This window comes from Saccharopolyspora sp. NPDC000995, from assembly GCF_053599315.1.
In genome coordinates, this window is record NZ_JBSFLZ010000369.1 from 1 (window position 1) to 1,062 (window position 1,062).

General features: G+C 65.8%; 1 protein-coding gene. It reads right to left on the reverse strand.

Annotated elements, in window-relative coordinates; genetic code table 11:
• Nucleotides 1-590 precede the first annotated feature (590 nt).
• Nucleotides 591-1,062: hypothetical protein (locus ACWDKQ_RS36380; protein WP_450143274.1), on the reverse strand; the 472-nt coding region annotated here is incomplete at its 5' end.

Consider the following 1,062-nt stretch of genomic DNA (forward strand, 5'->3'; position numbering starts at 1 on the left):
TCCCTTTGCGCTGCCTTGCGCACACGGTCCAGCCCGTTTGTCACGCCTGACCCGGCCCTGTGTCCGGGACGTGTTGTGCTGTCCGTGTTCCCCTTGGCTGGGCGCCTTTCCTCCACCGACTCCGCCGTCGCTTGCGCGACCTTGTTCGCCAGCTTCGCAGGTACTACGCGCCCATCCGACTTCTCGTGTTCGTGCATCCCAGGCTTACCGCCTTGGCGTTCCCTGGGCGGCCCACCCGGTGATCGGCCGGACGGGCGAACACGAGATCTCCCGGTTCTCGCGCATGGAGTTTCCGTACATGCCATGGTTCTTCGACCGCGCGGGGTCCTCGGCAACTTGCGATAGCGCTGCCTGAGGTGTTGCCTTCCGCACTACTAACAACGTCGGCACCACCGAACGACATGCATTTCGCGGCTCAATAGCCTGGCCTGCACGTACCCCTACCAACGCTTCGCTGCGCCCTTGCGGAACGCCAACGCATAGCCCGGGGCCATCGTGGTTCGCTACTCCTTCGATGGTCGCGGTAGGGACCGCCCTCTCGGGCGGCCCCCCGCACAGATCCCAGCGTGCGGGATTACCGCACTGGGCTCCTACCTCGGGTGTGTGGCGGCGAAACGCTCGCTAGGCCAGGGATGCCTGATCCGGACCTGTGGTAGCCATCGATCCACCAGCCGGTCCATCCGTTCCCAGGTCAGGCGCGTGCGCTGGCTGCGACGCCGAAGCGCCCGGTGCCAGTGCCGGATCACCTGATCCCGGAAATCGTTCATCGCTGCGATGTTGCCGGGCACGGCGTAGTAGGCGAGGTGCCCGCGCACCACGCTGGCCAGCCATGTGCCCTGCTCGGGGATGGGCAGGTGCCGACGCCGCATCAGCTCGGCCTTCACCTCACCAAGCTTCGCCCGCATCCGCTTCGAGATCGTGAACCGCCGCAACCCGAAATGTCCGGTCCTAGTCTTCCCGCAGATACGCGTAAAACCCAGGAAGTCGAACGTCTCCGGCTTGCCCAGCCCCCGCTTCCGTCGATTTCCGGCGGCGAACCGCCCGAACTCGATCAGTCGCGTC